The following is a 23,082-nucleotide window of genomic DNA, read 5'->3' as shown; positions in this document are numbered from 1 at the left end:
AGAGGGATACCATAGGTCCCAGGGTGGTACACTTTTCATTCCCGCTTTTGGGCCATTATTGCATTACCAGTGACACACCGGCCGGCAAGAATCCGACCCGTGACTTCAAGGGTGAGAAACTGGCCAACGAAACTCACGCATCGACCACTGATCCCGAAGCCAAGTATTACCGTAAGAGCATCAACCAAGAGCCCCGGTTGTCGTTTGCGGCCCATCTGCTGACAGAGAATCTGAATGGACTGGTCATGATGAGTACCGTTACCGAAGCCAACGGCTTTGCTGAGCGCACTGCCGCCGAGGCCATGATTGCCAAGGTCGCACCCCGAAAACGCCGCATTACGGTAGCTGCTGACAAAAATTACGACACCAGCGGGTTTGTCAAGGCGATGCGAGAGTTGAAGGCAACTCCGCATGTCACCCAAAACCACATGAAGAAAGGCGGTTCATCCATTGATGGTCGCACCACTCGGCACAGCGGCTACGCAGCGAGCCAGAAGTTCCGCAAGCGCATCGAAGAGGTTTTCGGCTGGCTCAAGACGGTGGGCCTGTTCCGCAAGACCCGCTACCGAGGAGTCAGGAAGATCGACTGGCACTTCACCCTGGCGGTCACGGCTTACAACCTAGTTCGAATGCGAAACTTGGGGGTTTATGCCACCTGATATAGGGCAATGCCGCCGAAAAGGCAAAAAATGGCCTGTCCGGCCGGCTGAAACTGTTTCAAAGAGCAAGAAAACAGCAAAATAATCAGCAAAAATCAAATTGACCGTCCCCGGTAAACCTCAAACGGAGATTGTAGGGGCGAAATTAAGGAGTTTTTCAAAGACCTGATATAGGAAACATGTTTCTTATATAGGAAAACCTATTATTTACGAGTTAGGCAGAGAAAAATGAATCCTGACATAAATGAAATGCTGGAACTGATGGGCCGAACGTTTCGGGACTTCGAGAGTGGGATGCCGAGTAGGCCCCGGATGGTAAAGCTATCCTTCGGGTTTGCTTATCGATTCGTAGAAAAAGATATTTATCAAGCAATGTTCCTGAAACTAGCCCGTGTGCAGAGCCTTGTTCGAGCTGCTACCGTGCTATTGGCGAATGGCTTTGTTCAAGAACAAGGCATCCTTCAGCGGACTATTGATGAAACGAATGAAGACATAATGTTCTTAGTGTACGCTGTGACCAACGACAAGATCACAGAATTACACAAGAAGTTTCTGGGAGCGTTCTGGGAAGAAGAAATTGATGAATCAGGAACGCTGATGAATTCCAAGCAAAAAAGACCAATGATTCCGAGAAAGCAGATTCAAGCATATCTGGCAAGAATTGAAGGAGTCAAAATAGATCCAAGCAGACAGCAAGATGCTGCAAAAACTATATACAAAACTTATTCCGGCTATGTGCATGGTGCATCCCCCCACCTCATGGATATGTACGGTGGCAATCCACCGCACTTCCACACTAATGGGATGTTAGGGACACCAATAGTTGAAGAACATGCAGATGATCTCTGGAATTACGCTTACAGGAGCCTCATCTCGCACATTGTTGTAGCTAAGGCTTTGGGCGCCGAAACACATGCAACAATTCTGAGCCAACACTTGAAAAGATTTGAACAGAATGCGGAGATGAGGAGGTAGGAATACCTAACAATCGGGTGCTGCCGTCAAGTCGGCAGACCCTCAAGACGTTGTGGCTAAAGCGCCATTACGATCTGTTACTCAATAAATCAACAATGCCCCCCTGTAGCTTTGGAGAAAACGTGAACGACTCAGATATAGAGCACCTCTTACAATCCCTTTCAATAGATTCGATTCTTGGCTATAGCTATGTTAGTAGACTAGTCGGGGGGCTAGCTGCAACTGCACTGCTTTATTCAAACGGAACAGAAGAAATTGTCCTAAAGTTACTCGTCATGCCACGAAATGCTGAGGAGTTAGCTTCTTTCAAAGATGAAGCTGAAGCGATCAATGATGCTATATCCATTGCCTTCGTACCGCACATAAGAATACCTTTCACGAAGGTTACTAACCTCCCCGTTTACTACTACGGAATGGAGTACCTAAAGGGGATCACGTTAAAATCTTACATAGATACTGATCCATTACCATGGAGTTGGGATAAAGCTCTCACTGTTCTTGCAAAGGTCGCTAAAGCTCTTGGTATTTCATTGTTCTCACTGGTGCATAGGGACTTGCACTCAGGAAACATATTGGTTGTCGATGAATGCAAGATGATGGACCCTGATGTTTATTTATCAGATCCTGGAGTGCGGATTATTGATTTGGGTTGCCATAAAAATCTGTTTCAAGAGACATACGGAGCATGGAAAGAGAAAGATCTTTTCCGGCCAATTGGAGCCATTTCGACGTGGTCGCCAGAATTCTGCAAAAACCCTGAATCTATAAGTTACAAACATGATACATGGGCTTTAGGGACTCTTCTGTACAGGCTATTGACTAACTGTCTTCCTGTAGAAGGAAAAAATTTTGGCGAAGTTGTCTCGAAGCTATCAATGGAACCTTTACAGATAGATGTGTCAAAAATTACGGCACCTTACGGGGTGCAGGCTTTCGTACTCAATCTACTTGATCCTGATCCCTCTAAGCGAGGCCATACCTCATCTATCGTCAAGTTCTCCTATGATGCCCTTCACACCAACTTGCTATCGATGAAAAATGAGTTTGTCGATCTCTATATTGGTTATGGTGGGGAGGTTTATCTCTGCTGTAGATGCCATCATTTCACAGTTGGATACGGCAGCAAGTGCGGAAAATGCGGTCAAGTATTAGATGAAGAAACGGTTCACACCATAGTGGACTTCAGAGAAGTAGCAGCCTCTTTAGAAATGATTTATGAATCATTCTAGGTACCGGAGTGAAAATGAATAGCAGCATAATATATAGGGGTATGGATACCGTAATAATTGGAAAACAAGAAATCGTAAATGATTATCTCCTTTCACCACGTTTACCTCGTAATATGCCATTCAACCTGCACAATGATGCAGACATATGGTTTGGTGAGAAGTTCAAATTTAAGTTCAGATCCCAAGCTATATTCTGTACCGGATCCATAGCTGTGGCTCGGACGTTTGGGGCGCCCGCAGCAATCTGTCCTATCGGAGAGCATCTTTTCTGCTGGAGTCCTGACATCGGAGACCTGTATATCTCCTACCAAACCTCCTCACTATCCATGCAGCAGTTGTTGGAAGCTAGCTTCTATACCACCTTTACCTATTCAGATACAGAAATTATGAAAAAAGCTCTTGCCAGTGGAAATGAAATGATGCTGTGGTGCAATTCATACTTAGCAACAGAGCTTAACCGAATCTGTCTGACCTAAGAGTTTTAGGGGACGCCCTTCACATATTCAAATTTGAGGAAAAAGGATGTCCCAACTCTCGTGTGGACTCGGTCGCCGCGGTAAAACTGCCGCGCCGGTCACACTCATAGACGTTGGTAAGTTTCTTCGGTTACTAGAACAATCTCGTGGATGACGGGAGCGAGACAATAGAGATGACTAATACAAAACGTTTCGTTGGGAAGTACGCGTTGCCGTCAGGACAGGAAGCGGTTGGGGAGTTGACTCTGGCTGGGAGCAAGACTCTGTTGACCCTGCACTCGGACGATTTTTTGCAGAACGTTGAGCCGGGTGCGTGCCTGACTGGTGTTGCCTACAATGGCGATATTCTAAGCCTGATCGACTGTAGGAGTTCGGGGACCGGGCATACCAGTTTTAAAGATGGCCCAACAAAGTACCACGCTGATGTTTTTCCTCATTTTGTCGCTGTGGGCAGGGTTCACTTGAGCCCAGCTGAGGCGCGCATTGCTGGCGTGCACTTCACAACCACAGACCTGTCAACTCTTTTCTACGACTTCGATGCCTTTAGTCATGTAATAGATGCTAGACCGATCATTGATGCCGTCTTGAGCGAGAGGCGTACAATTCGCGATGTTGAGGCTGGTGATTATCCGCAAGTGCTTTACTTCACAGGGAAAACATGCATTGCCGAGGTGCAGACGGTTATCGGCAAGATCTCAGTTCACCATTGTCCACGATCAAATATGGGTGGCCCCAGCGGGATCTACATAAAGAATCGCATCGTCGTGTCTATTGAGCCAGACTCTCCCGTTACGTTCGACGAGGCGATGAACAAGATGTACGAGGTATGTTCCTTTCTTTCCTTTATCGCAGGTCGTGCCCAGGGTATCGAGCGCATACATGTTACGACAACAGAGACCGTCGATGGCTTTCCACAGATGGTTACGGTCCACCAGAGCTATAAATGGAAATGCAGTGGTGGAGAAGAGCACCGACCGCATCCTGCCGACGTTCCGCTTGACCCAATACGGCGCAAGGAGGAATTCAACAACGTACTAGTAGACTGGATCACGCGGAATCGAGACTGGCGATTAGCGCGGGGACGTTACTTAGGATGCTTGCAAAAAAGCAACAAATATACAACAGACCGACTCGTCGGCGCGGCCAATATGTTCGACATTTTGCCAATGACCGCTCTCCCAGCTAATCCACCGTTGGAAGAGAATCTAGCCAAGACGCGGGATGCCTGTGTGGAGATGTTTCAGAAACTTCCAGTTGGACTAGATAGAGATAGTGCCCTGTCAGCTCTGGCCAGGTTAGGACAACCGTCATTACCCAAGAAGGTGGCGCATCGTGTAGCCATCGTGGAAAGAAAATTTGGTGAGACTTTACCAGACCTGCAATTTGTCACTAAAACTGCTATCCAGTGCCGGAACTTTTACGTTCATGGCAGTAGAGGACGGATTGACTTTGAGAAAATAGAGCCCTTGATGCACTTTCTCACAGATGCACTTGAGTTCGTTTTTGCAGCGTCAGATCTTTTAGAGGCTGGATGGGATCCGGCCCAGTGGATTGCTGAGCCGAAAGGATGGGGGCATAGCTTTGCTAGGTTTCGCGCAGAGTACAACTTGGCATTAAGAGAACTGCAGCGAACGATAAGTCCCCGGAGGAGTCTGCCCTTGACACGAGGCAAAAGTAAAAAGGCAGAAGGCTAAAATACGAAATCCCAACCAGGCAGTTCGACACCGGTCGGGCGGTAAAGCTGCCCGAACGGGTCAACTGCACAGCCCGTTATGCAGGGAAAATAAAGGCATGAAAAAACCAAATCTGACAACCATCTTCTTGACATGCGTTTTCGCCACGAGGACAGCAACAGCGCATGCGGACGTAGTTTGGCCAGCACTATACGTGGCAGATTCACAGAAACAGAGCAACAGCAAGAAAGAAAGGCAACGTCCAAGTGCCATTTGTGGAAGAAGCTGAATTTTATTTTTTAAAAACTGTGATCCCGAGTCGGAAGGCGACGAGGGATTACCTGCAAAGGAGTTGATAATATGAAAAAAATCAAACTTGACGATTATGAAAAGGAAATACTCGATGCTTACGAAAAGGGGGAGATGAAATCAACTGTCACCTCTGAATCTGATCTTGAGAAGTACCGCTCAGCGGCACGCGAAACCTTTATCAAAGATCGGCGTGTTAACATAAGGCTCTCTACTCCAGACTTGATGGACATTCAAGAAAGGGCAATTGAAGAGGGAATTCCATATCAAACGCTGATTGCAAGTGTCTTGCATAAGTATGTTAGTGGGCGCCTTATAGAGACTCCTTCTCGCCTAACCGCGCGCTCCACCGGGCGCGCAAAAAAGCTGCGCGCCGGTTAGCTCACAGCCTTTGGCAAACCATGCACAATTACAACTCTGGAGCAAAACGTGCCTGAACTCCCCGAGGTGGAACTGACCTGCCGCAGGCTGGAGCGGGAACTGACGGGCAAGAGGATCGAGCGGGTGATGGTCCGAGCGCCGAAGCTCCGTTTTCCGATCCCCCAGGAGCTGCACGCTTTACTGACGGGGCGGACAATACGATCCGTCGGGCGACGGGGCAAGTATCTGCTGTTCGACTGTGAAACGGGGTGGCTCATCGTCCATCTGGGGATGACCGGCTTTCTCCGCCTGCTTCCCGGGACGACCCCTCCGGGCAGACATGACCACCTCGATATCGTCTTTGACGATGGCGCGGTGCTTCGTTTCCACGACCCGCGAAAGTTCGGCACCGTGGTCTGGACCACGGATCTTCCCGCAACGCACCCGCTCCTGGCCGCGATCGGCCCGGAACCGCTGACCGCGGCCGTTGACGGCGCCTATCTCTTCAGGGTGAGCCGGACACGCAGGGTTGCGGTGAAACAGCTCCTCATGAACGCGGCGATTGTTGCCGGGGTCGGCAACATCTACGCCAACGAGGCCCTGTTCCGCGCCGGAATCAGTCCCGACCGGCCCGCCTCTTCCCTCAGCCGACCTGAATGCGAGCGGCTGGCCCACACCGTTCGTGAAGTGCTGCAGGAGTCGATCGATCAAGGGAGCACCTACCGGGTGGAGGAAGAGACGGTCGCCTACCATCCGCTGGATTTCGACGTTTACGGGCGCGGCAAGGACGCCTGCACCCGCTGCGGCGGGGCGCTGAAGGAGATCCGACTCGGCAACCGGAGCACGGTCTTTTGCCCCCGCTGTCAAACGTGACCAGACCTATGATTTCGGAGACCTCATGCTTACGAAGAAAAAAGGAAATTTATGCTCGGCTCCCTAACCCTGATTCTCATCTGCCAGTTGATCGGAGAGATCATCACCAGGCTCACCAAGATACCCGTGCCTGGTCCGGTAATCGGGATGATTCTCCTTTTTTGCGGCCTGGTCTTTTTCCCTCGGCGGATGCCCAGTGAAGTGGAAACCGTCGGGGGGTTCCTGCTCCGTTACCTGGCTCTGCTTTTCGTTCCTGCGGGGGTAGGCGTCATCACCCATCTCGACCTTCTGATGAAGTCATGGGCTCCGATATCCGGCGCGATCATCATCGGAACCCTTGCGACAATTGCAATAACCGGTCTGGTCATGAAATTCCTTAATCGCCGATTCGCCTGCGCACACGAGGAGGCCCGGCAATGAGCGCTGAAATGCAGCAGGTATGGGTTTACCTGTCGACCTCTCCCCTGTTGTGGCTGACGTTGACCCTGATCGCGTACCAGATCGGCACCTGGGTCTTTCGGAGGCTCGACTGCCCCCCTTTGCTGAATCCGGTGCTGACCGCCATCATTCTGCTCGTTGTGCTGCTCAAGGTGAGCGGCATCGATTATCAGACCTATTTCCGGGGAGCCCAGTTCATTCACTTTCTGCTCGGTCCGGCAACGGTTGCCCTGGCAATACCGCTCTATCGGGAAATGGAGGTAATCAGAAAGTCCTTTATCCCGATTATCATCACCCTGGCCGTGGGCTCCGTAGCGGCCATCATCAGCGCGGTCGGCATTGTCTGGGCGCTGGGGGGAGAAAAGATCATTCTGTTGAGCGTGGCCCCGAAATCGGTTACGACGCCGATCGCCATGGGGATTTCCGAACAGATCGGCGGCTTGCCGTCGTTAACCGCCGTGGTGGTGGTTCTGACCGGCATCACCGGGGCCGTTGGCGGCGACTTCATACTGAACCTGCTGAGGATCAATGACGACAATGCCCGCGGCATGGCTCTGGGAGTCGCCTCCCACGGTATCGGCACCGCCCATGCCATTCAGAAGAGCCGGGTTGCCGGTGCGTTTTCGGCGCTGGCGATGGCGCTGAACGGGTTGTTTACCGCTCTGCTGCTGCCGGTGCTCGTTCATTTGCTGCAATAGTCGAAGGAAATAGAGAGGTGGCCCCCATGAAAAGACCAACTTTCCCTGCGCCTTACAAACATGAACACGCTCCGGTCAAAAACGTCAACGAGGTCGTCAATGAACAGCTGACCATAGGCCAGAGGGCGGCGGACTGGATCGCCGCCAAGGTCGGCTCATGGGAGTTCATTATCGGGCAGTCCGCAATCCTTACCTTCTGGGCGCTGCTCAACGTCACCGCCTGGGTCCGGCACTGGGACCCGTATCCATTCATCCTGATGAACCTTGTCCTGTCCCTTCAGGCGGCCTACACGGCGCCGATGATCATGATGAGCCAGAACCGGCAGGCTGCTTACGATCGGATCGAGGCCCACAACGATTACGAGGTCAATCTCAAGGCGGAAGAGGAAATCAAGGAAGTACTGGAGAACCTCGCCGCGCAGAACATCGCCATTGCCGAACTCCACGCGATGCTTGAAACCCTGCTCGCCCGACCGGAGGATAAAGAGTAGCCCGTATTTTCGTTACTCTTGCATGGGACTCGGCCCTGAATTCTGGAAGGAGGGCTGCCGTGGATACAGCACATCTGCAGAAAAAAACCGGTTATGTCATACGCCTGTCCGAGCATGCCCTGATAACGCTCATCCTGAATGGACTCGAAGCCTATTCCGTTGAACATGACAGGAAAACCCCGCATCTAGAGACATGCGGTGCCCTGTTCGGGTACCAGGTGCCGTTGAAGGACAACAGGATTCTCTACCAGATCGAGATTGCCAATGTTGATACGTCAGCCAAAAGAAACAAACGGTCGGTGACGCCGAATACCGATGCCATGAAGCTGAAGGCGGAAATCATGGGGGCCTTCTGGCCGAACCTCGAATACCTCGGGGACTACCATACCCATGTGTATAAATCCGTCAGCGATGTCTATTCGGTGGAACTGGAGGAAGGCGACCGCCGAGGGGACGACAAAGGCTATTACATCTCCAACGGGGACCGCCGCTGGCTGGAAGCGAATGCGGCGTTGTGCCTCAGCTACGGCTACCGGATAGGGCTCGTCGTTACCATTGCAGGGATGAAAAGAACGGGAGGCGTGGGTGCGAAACCCGCCAACACCAGATCACAGGCAATTGAGTTTAACCTGGGAAAGAAGAAAGTATGGCTATCGGCGTACTATGTGTACGAAGAAAACGGCACCATTAAATATTCAGCCAACAACGACCGGCTGATTACCATCGAGTGCCCTTCCCTCCTGGGGTTTCGGGGCGAAATCTGATCCGGATCCTTTTACCCTTCACTATTCTAAACAATTCCAGCCCCTTCCCTTGCGACCTCCCGCATCGGTTCTATACTTACCCATGAACCGCACCCCATACGAATAAGCAATCGCCCCCCTTGAAACATAACCGGTAGCGCATCCTCTCTCGATACGAAGGAGCACTTCATGGCCGACGACCCGAAGCAGCCCGTCAAACTCCGCATCCCCGGCACGGAAATCTCGGAACCGCCGCCGGCGGAAGCCAGCGGCAAGATCACCTTCAAAAAGGTGCAGACCTTCCAGATCAGCGCGGCGCGGTCCGGGGGAACGGAGACCCCGGTCATCGAAAGCGACCCCGACGACATCGTGGAGGTGGAACTGGAGGACGGGACCCGGTTCTGGACCTCCCAGGAGCGACTCCGGACCGAGGTGCTCAGCCTGGCCGGCACCAGGGGGGCGGAGGGTGTGGTGGAACTGCCGGCCGCCATCGACCGGCGGGGCGCCTCCCGGGGGCTCATCGGCAAGATCGTCATCAAGACCCTGAAGTTCTTCAATATCGACGTGGCGGCAGACGCGGCCCGCTTCATCGCGGAGAAACTGGAGAACCATCTCCTCGGGACAAAGGATGAGAACCGGGGCCCCGGGCTCTACCGTTTCCTGCCGGGAGACGAACTGGCGATCACGCCGGTTTCCGAGGCGGTGCTCGACCTCCCGGCGGACCGCCCGTCACTCCTCTTCCTCCACGGCACCGCCTCGTCCACGGCGGGGAGCTTCGGCAAGCTCTGGACCGAGAAACGCCGCCCCCAGCGGCAACAGCTCCTCACTCCCTACGAGGGGCGGGTCTTCGGTCTGGAGCACGAGACCCTCTCCAAGAACCCCATCGACAACGCCATCGCCGCTGCCGAGCGGCTGCCGGCCGGGGCGCGGCTTCACCTGGTCTCCCACTCCCGGGGTGGGATGGTGGGGGAACTCCTCTGCCGGGCCGGCATGGAGGGTGGCCGCGACCCCTTTGACGCCTCCGACCTCAGCTTCTTTGCCGAGCGCAACCCCGACAAGGCCCGGGGGGACTTGGAGCGCCTGAACAAACTCCTCAAGGAAAAGCAGTTCAAGATCGAGCGGTTCGTGCGGGTGGCCTGCCCCGCCCGGGGGACCACCCTCGCCTCGGAGCGCCTCGACATCTACCTGTCGGTTCTCTTCAACCTCCTGGAGGGGTACGGCTTTGTTGCCCAGCTCCCCGGCGGGATATTCACCAGCATCTTCAGCGAGCTGATCATGGCGGTGGCCAAGGAACGGACCGACCCCACGGTGCTGCCGGGGATCGAGGCGATGATCCCCTCCTCTCCCCTGGTGGCGCTCCTGAACCGGCCCAAGTCCCCCGTAGCCGGGGAGCTGCGGGTGATTGCCGGGGATATCGAGGGGGACAACGTCCTGAGCGCCATCGGCACCCTCCTGACGGACCCCCTCTACCAGGACGACAACGACCTGGTGGTGAATACCGAGGCCATGTTCGGGGGGGCCGAGCGCTCCGGAGGCTCCGGCTTCATCTTCCGGAGCGGTCCCGATGTGAACCACTTCAGCTACTTCGAGAACGCCGACAGCGCCGACGGGCTCGCCCGGACCCTCTCCCGGAGCGGCTCGGAGGCGGACGGGTTCGAGCCCTTCTCGGTGCGGGCCACCGACAGCGGCACCCCCCCCTACGAGAAGCGGGACGTGGCCGACATGGCGCCGGTGGTCTTCGTGCTGCCGGGGATCATGGGGAGCCACCTGGCCATCGATGACAACCGGATCTGGCTCGACCCCTTCGACATTGCGCGGGGAAAATTGCAGCTCCTGAGCTACGGCACGCCGAACCTGGTGAAACCGGACGCACCCATCTGGCTCTTCTACGGCGACCTGGTGAAGCACCTGGCCAGGACCCACCGGGTGGAGCCCTTCCCCTTCGACTGGCGGCTCTCGATCTTCGACGAGGCGAACCGCCTCGCCGACGCCATCACCAAGGCCCTGGACGCCACCGAAAAGAGCAAACAGCCGGTGAGCATCGTGGCCCACTCCATGGGGGGGCTCGTGGCCCGGGCCATGATCGCGGCCCGGCCGGAGGTGTGGGAGCGGATGAAGGGGCGTGCCGATGCGCGCATTATCATGCTCGGCACCCCCAACGGCGGCTCCCATGCGGTGGCCCAGGTGCTGACCGGGCGCGACAGCCTCATCCGCAAGCTGGCCCTGCTGGACATAACCCGCCGGAAGCGGGAGCTGATCGGCATCGTGGCCCAGTTCCCCGGTCTCCTGGAGATGCTCCCCGCCTTGTCCAGCTTCGATCTTTTCAGCGCCGCGGCATGGCAGAACCTGGCGGACGCCGACCCGGAAAACGACACCTGGCAGCCCCCCACCGCCGCCGCGCTGGCAACGGCCAACGCCAACCGGCAGAAGCTGGCCGCCTCCCCCATCGACCCGCAGCGGATGCTCTACATCGCCGGCTGCGCGCCGGCCACGCCGGTGGACCTGACCATCGAGGACGCGGGGGAAAAGAAGCGGCTGGTCTTCCACGCCACCCCCCGGGGCGACGGCAGGGTGCCGTGGGAGAGCGGCATTCCGGACGGGGTCAAGGCCTGGTACCTGCAGGCCTCCCACGGCGACCTTCCGAGCGCCGAGGAAGGGTTCGACGCCATAACCGACCTGTTGCGGCGCGGCACCACCGACCTTCTGCCCACGGCCCCGCCCGAAGCCCGCGGCGTGCCGGAGCGTTTCGAGCTTCCGGCGGAGAAGGAGCCCCTCTACCCCGACTTCACCGACCTGGCCCGGACCGCAGTGGGCGCCGGGCGCGCGAAGCGGCCCCGCCGCACCGAACACAAGATCCGGATCAGCGTCCGTCACGGCAACCTGGCCTTTGCCGGCCATCCGGTCCTCGTGGGGCACTACAAGGGAGACACCATCATCAGCGCCGAGGCGTACCTGGACCGGACCCTCGACGGCCGGCTGGGCGCACGGCACAAGCTCGGGGTATACCCCGGGGCCGACGGCACGGCTGAGGTATTCCTGAACCTCACGTGGGAGGAGTCACAACGAAATGACGGCAAGCCCGCCGGAGCCATCGTCATTGGCCTCGGCAGCGTGGGTGAGCTCTCCCCCGGCCAACTCCTGCGGGCCGTCTCCCGCGGAGCGCGGGCCTATTCCGTCGCGCGGGCCGAATGCCTCCCGGTCAGGAGCGGCACGCCCGGCCCCGCCGGCATCAGCGCGCTCCTCGTCGGCACCGGCGCCGGCGGCGTCTCGGTGCAGGACGCGGTGACCGCCATCCTGCGGGGGATCATCGACGCCAACCACGCCATCGCCGATTCGGGCCGCGCCGACTGCGCCCCCATCGAAGAGGTGGAGTTCGTGGAACTGTACGAGGACCGGGCCATACAGGCGGCCAGGACCCTTGCGCGGTTGCGCAGCGACCCGGACATCTCCCGGGCCTTCGACATCGATGCCACCCCCCTTGTCATCCCCCTGGAAGGGGGGATGCGCCGGGCCAGCTTCTTCGAGGAGGACCCCTGGTGGCAGCGGCTCCAGATCACCGAGGACGAGGAGGAGCGCCTCTCCTTCAACCTCCTCACCGACCGGGCCCGGGCCGAGGTCTACCTGCAGCAGTCCCAGCGGAGCCTGGCCGACCGGTTCATAGAAGAGATGTCGGAAACCACTGCCAGCGAAGAAGGGGTTGCCGTGACCCTCTTCGAGATGCTGGTCCCCAACGAGCTGAAGGAGTACACCCTTGACCGGCGGGACGTGGTGCTGGTGCTGAACGACACGGCGGCCCGCTATCCGTGGGAGATGATGCAGGAGCGCAGGCGTGGCGACAGCGCCGCCCGGGCCGAAAAGCCCCTGGCCGTCCAGGCCGGGATGGTGCGGCAGCTCCTGGTGGAGCGGTTCCGCGAGCAGGTGGTGATGGCACGGGATGCCACGGCCCTGGTCATCGGCAACCCCACCACCCCCTTCACCAACCTCCCCGCCGCCGAGCAGGAGGCACGGGAGGTGGAGAAGGCCCTCAAGAACTACGGATACACCATAACCCCCCTCATCGGTCCCGATGCCACGGGGCCGGCCATCATGACCGAGCTCTTTGCCCGGGATTACCGGATCGTCCACCTGGCCGGGCACGGCGTGCTGGACTACCGCCCGCCGGTGCCGTGCGGCTCCTGCCACCAGCAGACCGAGGGGAACCCCGTCACCGGCATGGTCATCGGCGAGAACCAGTTCCTGACGGCGGCCCAAATCCGGCAGATGCGCACGGTGCCGCAACTGGTATTCGTCAACTGCTGCCACCTGGGAAAGATCGACGACCGCCAGCCCCCCCGCAACCTGCCGAATCTGGCCGCCAACGTGGCCACCGAACTGATCCGGATGGGTGTACGGGGGGTGGTGGCTGCCGGCTGGGCCGTGCAGGACGATGCGGCGTCTCTCTTTGCCGCCACGTTCTACCGGGGGATGCTGACCGGCAGCACCTTCGGCCAGGCAGTTCTCGCGGCCCGCATCGCCACCTTTGCCGCCCATCCCGAAGCCAACACGTGGGGCGCCTACCAGTGCTACGGCGACCCCGACTTCACCCTCGGCAAGGGGGACGGCGCCACTGTTCCCCGCAGCCGCGGAATCGCCTACACCACAATCTCCGAGGCGATCGTCGACCTTGAGAACATCGCCGCGGCAGCAAAGACCTCCCGGGGACCGGCCGCTGACGCGCATCTGAAGGCCATCCGGGGCATCGAGCAGAGCGTGCCACCGGCATGGCTCGCCTGCGGCACCCTCCAGGAGGCGCTGGGGCGGGCCTACGGCGAACTGAAGCAGTTTGCGGAGGCGGTGGAGCACTACCGCAGTGCCACCGACGACGACAAGGGGCTCGCCACCATCAGGACCGCGGAGCAGCTCTGGAACCTCCAGTCGCGGTGGGCCCAGGAGCTGGCCGCCGCCGACCCGGCCAAGGCGCTTCACCTCGTGACCGAGGCGGAAGAGAGGCTGACGGGGCTGAACAGCGCCCTGGGCGAGACCGTGGAACGGCTGTCGCTTCTGGGGAGCGTTGCCAAGCGGCGGATGATGATCGCCACGGAGGTCCCGGAAAAGCAGGTGGCCCTCCACGCCATGGCGGATCACTACTACCGGGCGTACGCCCTCGGCGTTGAACGGGGGAAACCATCCTACTATCCCCTTGTCAATCACCTGACGGCCCAGACCCTGGCCCACCTGCTGGACGGAGAAGAACAGCTCCCTCCCGATTTCGAATCCGCCGTGGACAAGGCTGTGGAACTGGCGGAGGACGAGCACAACGCCAGCCCCGACTTCTGGAACACGGCCACGCCGGTGGACTGCCGCCTCCTCAGGCACCTGGCCGCGGGGGATCTGGCCGATTACACCGGCGACATAATCGACGACTACGCCAGGGCAAAGAATGTGGGATCGCCTCGGCAGTTCCAGTCGGTGCTGGACCAACTGGCGTTTCTCAAGAACGTACTCTCATCGGTACCGCAAGATCTCGAAAGACAGGGGCTCATGGCGGCCCTGCAGGAAATCCGTGAGGGGGCGGAAGCAGCGGGAAGCGGTGACGAAAAACGCGGGATCGGGCCAGTCGACATAGTGACGATGCGGGCGGGCGGTTCAGTGGCTCGCTTCACTCCCGACGACATGCGATCCGTGGACACACACACAACTATTACTCTCGGCCGCCCCCTCCGGCTGAAAAAACTCGAGCTATCAGAGCCGTCACAAGGGGAGCCATCACCTGTCGGAGCAGAGCCTCCTCCAACCGTCGGGGGAGGGCCTCCGCCGGCACCTGCGCCCAAAATGTCCGGCACCCTGCCGGGTGCGGTCGAAGAGCTGCAGCCGGTCCAGCTCGGCGCCTCGGCCCCCCGGCAGGCGAAGCCGGGGAGCGAGTTCACCGCCCGGTTCGTGGCTTACGAGAAGGCCATGGAGCAGGAGGTCCGGGATCTCCTCACGAAACTGGCCCCCTCCGCCGAGCCGGTGCTCGGCATCCAAGAGTGCCGCTGGAAGCGGGATACCCGCGTCACCGTGAAGCTTTCGGGCCGGGGGCTCACCGTCGATCCTCCCGAGCGGGAATTCACCTGGCAGGGGGGACGGTCCCTCCTGGAGTTTGACGTGACCGTGCCCAAGGGCGCCGAGGAAGGGACCATCCCCCTCAAGTTCGACGTGGCCATCGAGGGGATCATCGTGGCGCGCCTGCGGCTCGACCTGGAGATAACCGCCGCGCCGAAGAGAAAGCGAGTCGCCACCGCCACCGGCGAACCGGCAAAAACCGCCTTCGCCTCCTACTCCTCAAAGGACCGGCTCCGGGTCCTGGACCGGGTGGACGCCATCAAGATCGCGGCGGGCATCGATGTCTTCCAGGACTGCCTCGACCTGAACCCCGGGGAAGAGTTCAAACCGCGCCTCGACAGCGAAATCAGGGAGCGGGACCTCTTCCTCCTCTTCTGGTCCAAGAGCGCCAGCGAGTCCAAATGGGTCGGGTGGGAACTGGAAACAGCCCTGACGGAAAAGGGGGAGCAGGCACTGCAGCTCCACCCCCTCGACCCGGGAGTTGATCCGCCGCCAGGTCTGGAGAAGCTGAACATCGGGAGCAACGCCATGTGGGTCCGCAAGGGGTATGAAGCGGTAGTGACGGAACGCGGGAACTCCGGCCCGCAGTGAGGATGGACACTGATGGATCGGAGACGCACAGAGGAGAGCTTTATGAAAGCGACAATCATGACTATCCTGAAGGTGGCATGTATCGTCATCGTCATGCTCGCGATGCCGGTAGGCACAATAGCGCAGGATGAAGGGGAAGCCGAGCAGGCGGCCAAGTTCAGCAAGCAAGAGCTGACTCAGATGCTTGCGCCGATCGCCCTGTATCCCGATTCATTGATCGCCCAGGTGCTGATGGCATCCACGTATCCGCTTGAATTGGTGGAGGCGGAGCGATGGCGGCGGGACAACATGGGGCTGAAAGGGACCGAACTGGACAATGCCCTTCAGAACAAGCCATGGGACCCCAGCGTAAAATCGCTCTGCCATTTCCCGGACGTTCTCTTCGCCTTGAGCGACAAGCTCGACCAGACGAGGAAACTGGGGGATGCCTTCCTGAGCCAGGAGGATGATGTGATGGCCACCATCCAGGAATTGCGCAGGAAGGCCGAGCAACAGGGGAATCTAAAGACGACCAGCCAGCAGAAGGTTGTCGAGGATCAGGGAGAGATCCAGATCGAACCGGTTGACCCGGAAGTCATCTATGTGCCGGTCTATGATCCGTCCTATATCTATGGCCCGTGGTGGTATCCCGGCTACCCCCCCTACTACTGGTATTACCCGACCAGTTACCCCTTCGGGCTGAGCTACATCGCCTTCGGTCCTCCCTTCTATTTCAGCTTCAACATTTTTTCCTGGGCCTGGTGCGACTGGCGTTCCCATCGTATCCACATAGACTTCGACCGGGCGAGTCGGTTCCACCATTTCAACGCCAGGAGGGATATTGGCAGCCCCATCTGGCGCCATAACCCCGTCCACAGAAGAGGGGTTGCCTATCGGGATATACGAACGAACGAGCGCTTTGGGCTGAGACCAACTCGAGTGTCGCCCGCCACGCCGGAAACACGCGGTTATCCGGTCAGGGGGCAAGTGAGACCGGGATCGAGGGGCACACAGGCGCCTTCTGAGCGCGTGCCTGCTGAACGGAGGGAACGGGCCGTTGTGCCGCAGAGGGGACAAGAGCCGGCAGTCCGGCAGGCTCCGGTCGAACGGCGGGAAGGCACCACGGTAACGCCAAGAATGCAGGCACCGAGGGAACAGGTGCAGAGGCCGGCAGGCCGGGATACCCCCTTCAGGGGGGTCGGTGAAGGGACCTTCGAGCGTCGCGCGATCAATCGCGGCGAGATGAGCATCCGGAGTGGTACGCCGCCGCAGGGGGAGACCAGAGGCGGTTTTCAGAGAGAGATCAGGCAGCCTTCAGGCGGCTTCCGGGGCGGCGAGACAAGACAGCCTTCCGGCGGCGGCTTCCGGGGCGGAGGAAGACGTTGATACGGGCTGTCTGGAGCAGAGCTGCATGCACACAGGGAGGCACCATGAGAGTAAGCGCATCGAATCACACATGCGGCACGGGTTGGGCGATGTTGGCCTGCGTCGTGGCCGTTGCCATGATCATTTCAGTGATATCCACACCATCTTTTGCGGCGCAAACGCGGCAGAAGAGTTTCGCCTCGCCCGACAACGCGGTGAAAGCCCTGGTGACCGCCGTAAGGGAAGGCAACGAGAAAGAATTGACGCTCATCCTCGGCCCCGGCAGCAAGGAGCTGATATCGTCCGGCGACGAGGTTGCCGACAAGACGGACCGGGAAAAATTCCTCGCGGCCTATGACCGGATGAACAGCCTGGAGCACAAGTCCGCCACGACCGTGATCCTGCACGTGGGACCGGATAACTGGCCCATGCCCATACCGATCGTAAAGAAGGGGGGGAAATGGGCCTTCAATATCGGGACGGGGAAAAAGGAGATCCTGAAACGGAGAATCGGCAGGAACGAACTCCATGTCATCGATGTGCTCGACGCCTATGTGGATGCCCAGCAGGAATACGCGGGCAAAGACTGCCGAGGCGGCGGAAAGGTTGAATTCGCCCAGAAGCTCATCAGCTCCGAAGGGAAACGGGACGGCCTGTACTGGGAAGCGAAGGAAGGAGAACCCGAGAGCCCCCTCGGCCCCCTGGTGGCGCGGGCGGCGAAGGAAGGGTACGCCAAGGAAAGCAACCTTTCCCCCTTCCATGGCTATTACTTCAAGATACTCAAGGGACAGGGGAAAAACGCCGCGGGGGGGGCATACCAGTACGTGGTCAAGGACAGGATGATCCTTGGCTTTGCGCTCGTTGCCTATCCCGCCGAATATGGCAATTCGGGGGTCATGACCTTCATCGTCAATCAGGCGGGAACCGTGTACGAGAAAAATCTCGGCAAGAATACGCGACGCCTGGCAGAGGCAATGGAGCTGTTCGATCCCGACAAGAACTGGAGAGTGGTCAAGACCGAGGAAACTCCCAAGCAAAAATGATCGCGGTTTGACCAGCTCTCAACCTCCATGGAAGGAGATCGCTATGGAAGCTCGCCGGCTATTGAAACGGATGTACCAGGGGTTCTGCCTTCTTCTCCTTGGGGCAGGGGCAACTGTCTCGCTCATCACCTTCGAGACTGCCACCTCCCCCACCGCAGCCCTCGCCCTCACCATGGCCGACTGCCGTGTCTGCCACGCAAGCGGCAACAATGTCACACGCCACCACAACCTCATAACCACAAAAGGTCTCGATTGCCTGGACTGCCACCGCCTGGTGCTCGACCCCGTCAGCAATACCTATGTGTTTGCTCCTTTCAGGGACTGCACCAGCTGCCATTCGACCTCTGTCCACTACGACAAGCACGGCCTCTACATCGCCAACTGGCAGACCATGTCCGGTGTTGTGCCGGGAACTGCCCCCCTCTGGACCCAGATCATGACCTTCTCCCTCATAACCCCCGCCCAGAATCAGTATCAGGTCTGCTACAAGTGTCACTCGTACAACGCCTTCGGCCCGGCGCCCACGGGCGTCAGCCCCGTCGTGAGCCACTCCAGCATCAATCTCACCGACCAGGCCATGGAGTTCAACCCCAACAACCGGTCGGCGCATCCCATCCAGGTCCCCCTCAATTCCCAGACCGGCTCCTATGCGCCCAGAGCGCTCAGGTCGAACCAGATGACTCTAACCTGGACCAACGTGGGAACCCAGACAATGGTCTGCTCGGACTGCCACGCAGCGCCCCCCTCCGGGAGCACGGGAGCGACCAAATTTCTCCTCAAGGGGCCCCGCACCTACTGGCCCTACAACAGAAACGGCCAGCTCTGGACCCTCGGCGATGTCAGACGCAACGCCAACAACTGGTCCAACGATCTCTTCTGCGTCAACTGCCACCCCATCTTTTCGGGCGGATCGTGGAAAAACAACGTCCATGATGAGGGGGACCACAACGAGGACTCAATCACCATCGGCGGGATACACTACAATGGAGCCCCCTGTGTCTCCTGCCACGTGGAGGTTCCCCACGGGTACCGCATCAGCCGGCTGATCGGCTACGATACGGATCCGACCCCCTACGCGACCCTCCAGCCCAATGGCACGAAGGTCCAAGTGCTTAAGGGTTTCAGAAAGGCGTCTTCGCCCTTCAATTACGACGAAGGGAACTGCTATTCGACAGTCGGCGCCTGTGACGAACACAACAGCCGGCATATGACCTACGACTGGTAACGTCACCCGTAACATTTCACAGCAGGCCAGTAATCGATGGGGGCTGCCAGGGAACTGACGGCCCCCATCGATTCGAGCCCAGCAATTTCAAGCCGTTTCCTTGATGTAGCGTCAAGCTGGTTTATACTTAATGAAACAACATTGACCAGCACGCACCGCCAAGGAGCCGGCCATGCCCGCTACCGACCCCACCACCATCGCCCTGACCGGACAACTGCCGTTCATCCTGAGCACCGGGGCCATCCTGGCGCTCCCCCTCTCCTACCTTCTGCTCCGCCTCTATCGCAGGGCCCTCCTCAAGGGGATGAACCGCAGTGGGGAAAAAACGGGCAGGGGACGAGAAACCGCCCGTGCCGAACAGGCTGAAGCAGCGCCCACTCCTGCCGGGGAGTTCAGGCTGACGGTGCTCGATGCCTCCTCCTCGGCTGGCAGGGAAGGGGCTGGCCCCTTGCTGCGCCGCGCCCGATCTTCACCCTGGCGGGCCGGCTTGGTCTATGGAGCCGGTGCGGCCGCCTTTGCGGCGATCATGGCCTTCTCCTTCCTTCGCTCCAGCAACACCGAATTCCTCCCCCTCCGCTACCTGATCCTCTTCTGGGTCTACACGTGGCCCCTTGTGTTGACACTGTCGCTGGTGGCTGCGACCAGGCGGCGCACGAAGCTCCTCCTGGCAGCGGCCCATGGAGTGGTGTTCGTCGCCCTGGGCGCGGCAGTTCTGGCACGGAGCCCCGACTCATCCATCGGGCAGCTGGCGGTTCTCTGGCTCAGCACCAACCTCCCCCCTACCCTGCTTCTGCTCGTCTTCCTCATCCGCAAGGTGCGGGCCGTGGGCCCCCTGGTGGTTACCTTCATGGTCATGGCCCTCACCGGCTCGAACCTGCTCCTCTCGGTGCTTGACCGCCACCAGGGGCTTTTGCGTTCCGTGGCAGACGTCGGCTTTTCGCTGGGGCTCGGTGGAACTGCGGTCTTCTGGGCGCTCAACCTGATCGGCTTTCTCCTGTTTGCCGTTCTGGGATGGTTCGCTCTGCAGTGGGTCCGCCGGCGCTACCTGGCAAAGGGGACCAACGACCAGTCCCTGATCCTGGACGCCCTCTGGCTGCTGTTCGGGATTACATACTCCATCGGCCTCGTCTTCGAGGGGGCAATCTGGATACTCTCGGGACTGGCGGCATTCGGCGCCTACAAGGCAACGGTTCTTGCTGGGTTCCGCATGGGCGTCGTCGACGCTCCGAGCCGGAGCGCCCGACTGCTCGTTCTGCGTGTCTTTTCCCTGGGAAAACGGAGCGAAGAGCTCTTCGACGCGGTGACCCGGCACTGGCGCTACCTGGGCGATGTACGGCTCATCTCGGGGCCGGACCTGGCAGCGACCACGGTGGAGCCCCATGAATTTCTCGACTTCCTGAGCGGCAGGCTCGACCGCCAGTTCATCGACGGGACAGAGGCTCTGGAGCAACGGATCAAGGAACTGGATACCCGCCCCGACTTCGACGGCCGCTTCCGGGTGAACGACTTTTTCTGCCACGACGACACCTGGCAGATGACCCTCGGGCGGCTGGTGGGGACATCGGACATGGTGCTCATGGACCTGCGGGGTTTCTCGCCCCAAAACGCCGGCTGCGCCTATGAGCTGCACGAACTGGTCAACACCGCCCCCCTGGAGCGGGTGGTCATCGCCATGGATGCAACGACCGACGCCGGCTTCCTGGAGCGGACGCTGCGCGACGCCTGGGCTGCGATGCCCCCCGACTCGCCCAACCGCTCGGCGAAGGCAGAAGCGCACATAGTGCGACTCCCTCCATCGGCCGAGCAAGGTCTGGTTGCACTGTTGGAGCTTCTCTGCACGGCGGCCGAAAGCACCGACGCCTGACTGGAGGGACCACCATGGAAGGCATATTCATCAGCTACCGCCGCGAGGAGAGTGCCGGCCACGCCGGCAGGATTTACGACCGGCTGAGGGAACGTTTCGGCAGGGATCGGGTCTTCATGGATGTCTCCGCCATCGAGCCGGGAATGGATTTCGTGGAGGCCATCGACCGGGCAGTGGGCTCCTGCGCGGTGCTCCTGGTGATTATCGGCCGACGGTGGGTTGACTGTACCGACGCGACGGGCCGACGCCGCCTGGACGACCCCCATGACTTCATCCGCCTGGAAGTGGGGACAGCCCTGCGGCGGAACATCCGGGTGGTTCCGGTGCTGGTCCAAGATGCCGCCATGCCCGGCGATGCGGATCTCCCCGACGACCTGAAGCTCCTGGCCCGCCGCAACGCCATCGAGATCAACGACACCCACTGGGACTCTGACCTGGCGCAACTGGTGGATACCCTGGACCGGGTTCTGGAGGGGACGGCCGGAACGGCCCAGACGGGCAGAACCGGCACCGGCGCCGTGCCGGCGGTACGGAAGAACCGGCTCGCCTGGGTCATCAGCTCCGTCACCGCAATCGTGGTGGCGCTGGCGGGGCTCTTCACCGGCGTTGAATCGTTGCGCACCAGCTTCGTCAAGCTGTTCAAGGGATCACCGCCAGTCACGACCACGACCGGCACCACCGCCCCTTCCGGCCAGGGGCAGACTGAGCCGGCTGCCGTCACCGTCCCCCGGGTCATCGGCATGGAGGAGCAGGAGGCCGTCAACACCCTCCGTGGCAAGGGATTGCAGCCCCAGGTGGAGCGGCGGGCATCGCCCGACGACCGCCCGGGCACGGTCTTTCACCAGGATCCCGCTGCTGAGACGAGCCTTTCCCCCGGGGCAGGAGTCATCCTCCTCGTGGCCAAGGCGCCGGAGCCGGAAGCACCGCCGCCTGGCGGACAGCAGGAGCCCCCCCCGCCGAAGCTCATCACCGTGCCGAAACTGGCCGGAAAAACCCTCGACGATGCCAAGGCCGCCCTTGCAACAGCCGGTTTGAATGTGGGAACGGTGGAAAAGCGGAAAACCGGCAAGTCAGAGCCGGGCACGATCATCGGCCAGACCCCCAAGGCTGGATCGAAGCTGGCGCAGGGGAAAAAAGTCAGGCTGGTGGTGGCCGTGAAGCCCCCGGAAACGGAACAGGTGACGGTGCCCAACGTGGTGAGGCAGCCACGGGAACGAGCAGTAAAGATGCTAGTGGATGCGGGACTGCAGCCGGGGACCGAGACCCGGCAGCCGACGACCCGGGCGCGTGCCGGAACAATCCTCAACCAGAAGATCAGGGGTGGAACCACGGCAACGCGCGGGACACGGGTAGATCTGGTGGTTGCCGCGCAGCCTGCCGCCGGGGGGACGGAAGAAAGGCCACCCGTAACGGGGAAGGTGATCGCCCAGGGAAGGGGCGAAATTCGCCAGACCTATCTCTTTGACCTGGATGCAGGGAGCATTGCCCAGAACGGCGACGCGGACATCTGGTTCGAGGCGGAAACAGAGACGGAGCGTTACCTGACGCCGCGCAATGGGGCTTCCATCGGTTTCACCCGGGAAAAGCCCACCTATGAAAACTGCTCGAAAGTCAAGATGACGCAGCGGCGCATCCCCATCCAGAGGATACCGGAGAACGCCAACGTCTGCGTCCGGACAAGCCGGGGCAACCTGTCCGCCTTCAAAATCCGGGAGCCGGTCGGCCCCAGCCCCGGCGTTATGAAGATCAGCTATATCACCTGGGAACGGGCACGATAACGTCGCGTCTACGCATTGCATAGTGCCACAACACTACGACGTATGCAGGAGAACGGATTGCACCCCTTTAACGACTCCCAATACATGCCGGGCACAGGAGAATCCCCGGGGGGACGCCTCGCACGTACCGTTCCTCTTACCGGGACCATTGGCCAGGCCTATGTCGAGCGAAGGGGCATACCCGGAGACATCGCCGATGCCGCAGGTGTTCGTTTCGACTTGAACTTCGGCG

General features: G+C 59.4%; 17 protein-coding genes. All 17 read left to right on the top strand.

What is annotated here, in order from left to right:
- Positions 1–659, top strand: a 659-nt coding sequence (locus KI811_RS17785; protein ID WP_246551857.1) for a transposase, incomplete at its 5' end; no start/stop codon positions are given.
- Positions 660–887: 228 nt separating this feature from the next.
- A complete protein-coding gene (locus KI811_RS17780) occupies positions 888–1,634 on the top strand; it encodes a hypothetical protein (protein ID WP_214187814.1) in 747 nt (248 codons plus the stop codon).
- Positions 1,635–1,756: 122 nt separating this feature from the next.
- Complete coding sequence (locus tag KI811_RS17775; RefSeq protein WP_214187813.1) at positions 1,757–2,863, top strand: protein kinase domain-containing protein; 1,107 nt, start codon at positions 1,757–1,759, stop codon at positions 2,861–2,863.
- 14 nt (positions 2,864–2,877) lie between these two features.
- Positions 2,878–3,339 carry a hypothetical protein gene (locus KI811_RS17770; protein ID WP_214187812.1) on the top strand — a complete coding sequence of 154 codons (462 nt, stop codon included), beginning with the start codon at positions 2,878–2,880 and terminating at the stop codon, positions 3,337–3,339.
- A 173-nt stretch (positions 3,340–3,512) separates the two neighbouring features.
- A complete protein-coding gene (locus tag KI811_RS17765; RefSeq protein ID WP_214187811.1) occupies positions 3,513–5,033 on the top strand; it encodes an ApeA N-terminal domain 1-containing protein in 1,521 nt (506 codons plus the stop codon).
- A gap of 339 nt (positions 5,034–5,372) precedes the next feature.
- Positions 5,373–5,702, top strand: a complete 330-nt coding sequence (locus tag KI811_RS17760) for a hypothetical protein (protein ID WP_214187810.1) — start codon at positions 5,373–5,375, stop codon at positions 5,700–5,702.
- A 48-nt stretch (positions 5,703–5,750) separates the two neighbouring features.
- Positions 5,751–6,554, top strand: a complete 804-nt coding sequence (gene mutM / locus KI811_RS17755) for a bifunctional DNA-formamidopyrimidine glycosylase/DNA-(apurinic or apyrimidinic site) lyase (protein ID WP_214187809.1) — start codon at positions 5,751–5,753, stop codon at positions 6,552–6,554.
- Positions 6,555–6,605: 51 nt separating this feature from the next.
- Positions 6,606–6,974 carry a CidA/LrgA family protein gene (locus tag KI811_RS17750; RefSeq protein ID WP_214187808.1) on the top strand — a complete coding sequence of 123 codons (369 nt, stop codon included), beginning with the start codon at positions 6,606–6,608 and terminating at the stop codon, positions 6,972–6,974.
- On the top strand, positions 6,971–7,690 hold the full coding sequence (locus KI811_RS17745) for an LrgB family protein (RefSeq protein WP_214187807.1): 720 nt from the start codon (positions 6,971–6,973) through the stop codon (positions 7,688–7,690). Before KI811_RS17750 ends, KI811_RS17745 begins: the two co-directional genes overlap by 4 nt.
- A 26-nt stretch (positions 7,691–7,716) precedes the next feature.
- Positions 7,717–8,181, top strand: coding sequence for a DUF1003 domain-containing protein (locus KI811_RS17740; protein ID WP_214187806.1), 465 nt, complete (start codon positions 7,717–7,719; stop codon positions 8,179–8,181).
- Between the two features lie 59 nt (positions 8,182–8,240).
- A complete protein-coding gene (locus KI811_RS17735; RefSeq protein WP_214187805.1) occupies positions 8,241–8,945 on the top strand; it encodes an MPN domain-containing protein in 705 nt (234 codons plus the stop codon).
- A 168-nt stretch (positions 8,946–9,113) separates the two neighbouring features.
- Entirely contained in the window at positions 9,114–15,596 is a 6,483-nt protein-coding gene (locus KI811_RS17730) for a DUF7379 domain-containing protein (protein ID WP_214187804.1), read from the top strand.
- A gap of 42 nt (positions 15,597–15,638) precedes the next feature.
- Positions 15,639–16,961 carry a DUF3300 domain-containing protein gene (locus KI811_RS17725; RefSeq protein ID WP_214187803.1) on the top strand — a complete coding sequence of 441 codons (1,323 nt, stop codon included), beginning with the start codon at positions 15,639–15,641 and terminating at the stop codon, positions 16,959–16,961.
- Positions 16,962–17,005: 44 nt separating this feature from the next.
- A complete protein-coding gene (locus KI811_RS17720; RefSeq protein ID WP_214187802.1) occupies positions 17,006–17,983 on the top strand; it encodes a DUF2950 domain-containing protein in 978 nt (325 codons plus the stop codon).
- Positions 17,984–18,026: 43 nt separating this feature from the next.
- On the top strand, positions 18,027–19,208 hold the full coding sequence (locus KI811_RS17715; protein ID WP_214187801.1) for a cytochrome C: 1,182 nt from the start codon (positions 18,027–18,029) through the stop codon (positions 19,206–19,208).
- A gap of 172 nt (positions 19,209–19,380) precedes the next feature.
- Positions 19,381–21,072 (top strand): hypothetical protein, encoded by a 1,692-nt coding sequence (locus KI811_RS17710; protein ID WP_214187800.1) that lies wholly within the window; start codon positions 19,381–19,383, stop codon positions 21,070–21,072.
- Positions 21,073–21,086: 14 nt separating this feature from the next.
- Positions 21,087–22,850, top strand: coding sequence for a PASTA domain-containing protein (locus tag KI811_RS17705; RefSeq protein ID WP_214187799.1), 1,764 nt, complete (start codon positions 21,087–21,089; stop codon positions 22,848–22,850).
- Positions 22,851–23,082: the final 232 nt, after the last annotated feature.

The organism is Geobacter hydrogenophilus (assembly GCF_018501225.1).
Classification (GTDB): domain Bacteria; phylum Desulfobacterota; class Desulfuromonadia; order Geobacterales; family Geobacteraceae; genus Geobacter; species Geobacter hydrogenophilus.
The sequence above is the reverse complement of the archived record's forward strand: the minus strand, read 5'-3'. Positions and strand labels throughout refer to the sequence as shown.

What these genes read in the sequence shown, in the direction of transcription:
- KI811_RS17780 (WP_214187814.1), top strand. Translation starts at nt 888, where the DNA reads ATGAATCCTGACATAAATGAAATGCTGGAACTGATGGGCCGAACGTTT.
- KI811_RS17770 (WP_214187812.1), top strand. Translation starts at nt 2,878, where the DNA reads ATGAATAGCAGCATAATATATAGGGGTATGGATACCGTAATAATTGGA.
- KI811_RS17765 (WP_214187811.1), top strand. Translation starts at nt 3,513, where the DNA reads ATGACTAATACAAAACGTTTCGTTGGGAAGTACGCGTTGCCGTCAGGA.
- KI811_RS17760 (WP_214187810.1), top strand. Translation starts at nt 5,373, where the DNA reads ATGAAAAAAATCAAACTTGACGATTATGAAAAGGAAATACTCGATGCT.
- KI811_RS17750 (WP_214187808.1), top strand. Translation starts at nt 6,606, where the DNA reads ATGCTCGGCTCCCTAACCCTGATTCTCATCTGCCAGTTGATCGGAGAG.
- KI811_RS17745 (WP_214187807.1), top strand. Translation starts at nt 6,971, where the DNA reads ATGAGCGCTGAAATGCAGCAGGTATGGGTTTACCTGTCGACCTCTCCC.
- KI811_RS17740 (WP_214187806.1), top strand. Translation starts at nt 7,717, where the DNA reads ATGAAAAGACCAACTTTCCCTGCGCCTTACAAACATGAACACGCTCCG.
- KI811_RS17730 (WP_214187804.1), top strand. Translation starts at nt 9,114, where the DNA reads ATGGCCGACGACCCGAAGCAGCCCGTCAAACTCCGCATCCCCGGCACG.
- KI811_RS17725 (WP_214187803.1), top strand. Translation starts at nt 15,639, where the DNA reads ATGAAAGCGACAATCATGACTATCCTGAAGGTGGCATGTATCGTCATC.
- KI811_RS17720 (WP_214187802.1), top strand. Translation starts at nt 17,006, where the DNA reads ATGAGAGTAAGCGCATCGAATCACACATGCGGCACGGGTTGGGCGATG.
- KI811_RS17715 (WP_214187801.1), top strand. Translation starts at nt 18,027, where the DNA reads ATGGAAGCTCGCCGGCTATTGAAACGGATGTACCAGGGGTTCTGCCTT.
- KI811_RS17710 (WP_214187800.1), top strand. Translation starts at nt 19,381, where the DNA reads ATGCCCGCTACCGACCCCACCACCATCGCCCTGACCGGACAACTGCCG.
- KI811_RS17705 (WP_214187799.1), top strand. Translation starts at nt 21,087, where the DNA reads ATGGAAGGCATATTCATCAGCTACCGCCGCGAGGAGAGTGCCGGCCAC.